1 protein-coding gene and 2 pseudogenes are annotated in these 4,392 nt (G+C 72.4%); 1 reads left to right on the top strand and 2 read right to left on the bottom strand.

The genetic code is table 11. The features are described 5' to 3' along the window. Positions 1-185: pseudogene (locus tag ESO86_RS19935) on the bottom strand (hypothetical protein); the annotation flags it as partial. Positions 186-267: 82 nt separating this feature from the next. Here ESO86_RS19935 and ESO86_RS12140 point away from each other — a divergent pair. After that, positions 268-3,033 carry a cation-translocating P-type ATPase gene (locus ESO86_RS12140; RefSeq protein WP_242492345.1) on the top strand — a complete coding sequence of 922 codons (2,766 nt, stop codon included), beginning with the start codon at positions 268-270 and terminating at the stop codon, positions 3,031-3,033. Positions 3,034-3,036: 3 nt separating this feature from the next. Here the strand turns inward: ESO86_RS12140 and ESO86_RS12135 are convergent. Then, a pseudogene (locus tag ESO86_RS12135) lies at positions 3,037-4,314 on the bottom strand (DEAD/DEAH box helicase); the annotation flags it as partial. Positions 4,315-4,392 lie beyond the last annotated feature (78 nt).

Raw genomic sequence — 4,392 nt, 5'->3', positions numbered from 1 at the left:
GCCCCGCCGACCATGCGGCCGAGCTCGTGCAGCGCCGGCGGCGCGGCATCCGCCTCGGCGCCCGCCGCACCCGGGAACGCGGCCGTCCCCCACCTCGCGACCGACTCGACGAGCGGGACGTTCGCGGCGAACTCGTCGACTCCCTCGCGGGGCGGAACCTGGTTCAGGACCTCGTGCGTGATCATCGTCGACCTCCGCCGTCCATTCTGCTGTGCCGGGCGCGCCGCGCCGCTAGGGTGTGGCCAGACGAGTTCCCGAGGGGGTCCGGTGAGCATCGACACGACGTCGCAGTCGCCGCAGTCGCCGGCGCCGGAGGAGTCCGGGACCGGCTGGTGGGCGCTGCAGCCCGACGAGGCGATCGCAGCAGCGCGGACCGACGGCTCACGCGGACTGGCAGCGCCCGAGGCGGCGGCCCGCCTCGCCGACGTCGGGCCGAATGCGCTCGTGAGCGCGCCGCCGCCGAGCATGTGGCGCATCGCCCTCGGCCAGGTCGGGCAGTTGATGACGCTCATGCTCATCGCCGTCGCCGTCGTGTCGCTCCTCATCGGACAGGTGTCGACCGCGATCATCGTGGCGATCCTCGTGCTCTACAACGTGATCAGCGGCACCCGGCAGGAGCTCAAGGCCCGCCGCAGCGTCGACGCGCTCGCGAAGCTGCAGACCCCGCAGGCGCGCGTGATGCGCGACGGCTCGATCGCACTGGTGCCCGCCACGCAGCTGGTGCCCGGCGACATCGTCGACCTCGAGGCGGGGGACCTCGTGCCCGCCGACGGGCGCATCCTGCGGGCGGCGAACCTCGAGACGCAGGAGGCCGCGCTCACGGGCGAGTCGCTGCCGATCCCGAAGGGCCCGACGGCGAACGCCCCCGATACGGCGCTCGCCGACCGCACCGCCATGGTGTTCCAGAACACCTCCGTGACCCGTGGCACCGCCCGCATCGTCGTCGCGGAGACCGGCATGCGCACGCAGATGGGCCGGATCGCGTCGATGCTCACCGAGGTGGGCTCCGGGAAGTCGCCGCTGCAGCGCGAGCTCGACGGGCTGACGAAGGTGCTCGGCGTCATCGCCTGGGGTGCGGTCCTCGTCATCATCGCGATCGGCGCGTTCCGCGGGCAGAGCGTGACCGAACTGCTGTTCCTCGGCACCGCGGTCGCGATCTCCGCGATCCCGACCGGCCTGCCGGTGTTCGTGCAGGGCCTGCTCTCGTGGGGCGCGTCGAAGCTCGCCGACCAGCGCGCGATCGTGGCCTCCCTCAACGACGTCGAGACGCTCGGCGCGACGAGCGCGATCTGCTCCGACAAGACCGGCACGCTCACGATGAACGAGATGACGGTCCGCACGGCGTGGATGGGCGGCGACCACTTCCGCGTCACGGGCGAGGGCTACTCCTTCGACGGGCGCATGCTCGGCGCGACCGACGAGCCCGTCGAGGCCGCCACGCTGGGGCTCGCGATCAGCCTGCCGAACGACGCGACCGTGTCGGCCGACGGCACGGTGGTCGGCGACCCGACCGAGGCGGCGATGATCGTGCTCGGCGCGAAGCTCGGCATCGACGCGGATGCCGCCCGCCGCGACTTCCCGCGCCTGGCCGAGGTGCCGTTCGACTCCGACTACAAGTTCATGGCGACGCTGCAGCGGATGCCGGTGCGCGGCGAGACCCGCCTGGTCCTGCTCGTCAAGGGCGCACCCGACGTCGTGCTCGGCCGCTGCACGACCATGCTCACGCGGGAGCGCGAACTCGCACCCGTCGACGCCGCGAGCGCGACCGCCGAGCTCGAGGAGATGTCGGCGACGGGCCTGCGCACGCTCGCGGTCGCCGCGCGATTCGTCGACGACGCCGACGAGGGCCGCGTCGCCGCCGACCCGATGTCGTGGGTCGACGAGCTGGCGCTCATCGGCCTCGTCGGCATCGTCGACCCGCTGCGCGCCGAGGCGAAGGCGGCCGTCGAGGTCGCTGCGAGCGCCGGCATCGAGGTGCGGATGATCACGGGCGACCACGCGGTCACGGCCGGCGCGATCGGCCGCGAGCTCGGGCTCGGCGCAGGCGCGGTGAGCGGCGCCGAGCTGCAGGCGATGAGCGACGAGGAGCTCACCCGGCGGCTCCCGGACCTCCACGTCTTCGGGCGGGTGACCCCCGACGACAAGCTCCGTCTCGTGCGGCTGCTGCAGGCGCAGGGCGAGATCGTCGCGATGACGGGTGACGCGGTGAACGACGCCGCGGCGATCAAGCAGGCCGACGTCGGCGTGGCGATGGGCTCCGGGTCCGAGGTGACGAAGCAGGCCGCGAAGCTCGTGCTCACCGACGACAACTTCGCCACGCTCGTCCACGCGGTCGAGCTGGGTCGGATCGTGTACGCCAAGATCACGGCGTACCTGCGCTTCCAGATGACGCAGCTGATCAGCCTGATCCTGCTGTTCCTCGCGGCCAGCGCGTTCCAGATCGCGGACGGCGTCGCACTCTTCCCGCAGCAGGTGCTGTTCCTGAACTTCTTCGTGACGCTGTTCGCGGTGCTGGGCATCGCGGCCGACGCACCGCCGCCGGCGACGATGACGGAGCCGCCGCGGAACCCGAAGCTCGGCATCGTGAACCCGCACTCGGTCGCCGAGTGGCTCGGCTACGGCGCCGTGATCTTCCTCATCACGCTCGTGCCGCTCGTCTGGGGTCCGGACGAGCCCAGTGCCGACGGGCCGACCGCCTCGATGACCATGGCCTACGTCGTCGTCGGCCTGGCCACGGTGGTCAGCGCCCTGCTCATGCGCCGCTCGCCCGAGTCCGGACTCGTGCCGCCGATCGCGGCGATCGCGAAGTTCCTCGTGTGGCCGGTCGTCATCATCGTGCTCTCGACCGAGTTGGGCTTCCTGCAGCAGCTGCTCGGCACCGTCTCCCTCACGGGGTGGCAGTGGCTCGAGTGCATCGTGCTGCTGCTGTTCCTCATCGTCGCGGTCGAGGGCGACAAGTGGATCCGACGGCTCCGCGCGACCGAGCGGGAGCGGATGGCGGAGCAGCAGCGGGCCAGGGCGACCGCGTCCTAGCGGCTACCCCTCGAGCAGGCCGCGCAGGTCGTCGGCGTCGAACCCCGCGCCGGAGACGGCCCCGTCGCCATCACCGTCGGCTGCGGCGTCGCCGCCGTCGATCACGGATGCCACGAGCTCGCCCTTCTTCGCCTTGAGGTCCATGACCTTCTGCTCGATCGTGCCCGCCGCGACGAGGCGGTAGACCATGACCTGCTTGTCCTGCCCGATCCGGTGGGCGCGGTCGACCGCCTGCTCCTCGCTCGCGGGGTTCCACCACGGGTCCATGAGGAACACGTAGTCGGCCTCGGTGAGGTTCAGCCCGAAGCCGCCCGCCTTCAGGCTGATGCAGAAGACGGATGCCTCGCCGGCCCGGAAGCGTGCGACCTCCTCGTCGCGGCGGTTCGCGGGCGTCGACCCGTCGAGGTGCGCGTACGGCACGCCCGCCGCCTCGAGGCGAGCGGTGATGCGGTCGAGGAAGGTGGTGAACTGGCTGAACACGAGCGCGCGGTGGCCCTCGGCGAGCACGTCGTCGAGCTGTTCGAACAGGGCGTCGAGCTTCGCCGACGGGATGCCGGCGTGGCGCTCGGCGTCGACGAGACTCGCGTCGAGCGCGAGGAGCCGGAGCAGCGTGAGCGACCGGTAGACGATGAACCGCTGCCGGTCGAGGTCGTCGAGGAGGCCGAGGAGCTTCTGCCGCTCGCGCTGCAGCACGACGTCGTAGAGCCGCCGGTGCTCGGGCGCGAGGTCGACCTCGAGCACCTGCTCCTGCTTCGGCGGCAGCTCGGGCGCGACGGCCTCCTTGGTGCGGCGCAGCACGAGCGGGCGGATGCGGCGGCGCAGCCGGTCGAGGCGCTCGCGGTTGCCGTCCTCCTCGATCGGCCGGCGGTAGCGCTCGTCGAACGCGCGCCGCGACGGGAAGAGGCCCGGCGCGACGATCCGGAGCACCGCCCACAGCTCGCCGAGGTGGTTCTCGAGGGGCGTGCCGGTCACCGCGATCCGGAACGGCGCGCGGATGCCGCGGGCGGCCTCGTGCACGCGCGTCGCGGCGTTCTTCACGAACTGGGCCTCGTCGAGGATGAGCCCACCCCATTCGACGTCGGCGAACTCCTCGGCATCGAGCCGCAGCACGGCGTACGTCGTGACGACGAGGTCGGCGCCCGCCGCGATCGCGGCGAGCGTGCGGCGGCGCTTCGCGGTCGTGGCGGTGACGGATGCCACGCGCAGGCCGGGCGTGAACCGGGCGGCCTCGCTCACCCAGTTCGAGGCGACCGAGGTGGGGGCGACCACGAGGAAGGGGCGCGCGGCGCCGGTCGTCGGCGTCCAGCACGGCGTCGCGCACCGCCATCACGAGTTCGCGCTGCGGGTTGTCGTAGCGCT

This window comes from Agromyces binzhouensis (genome assembly GCF_004135055.1).
GTDB lineage: Bacteria > Actinomycetota > Actinomycetes > Actinomycetales > Microbacteriaceae > Agromyces > Agromyces binzhouensis.
The sequence above is the reverse complement of the archived record's forward strand: the minus strand, read 5'-3'. Positions and strand labels throughout refer to the sequence as shown.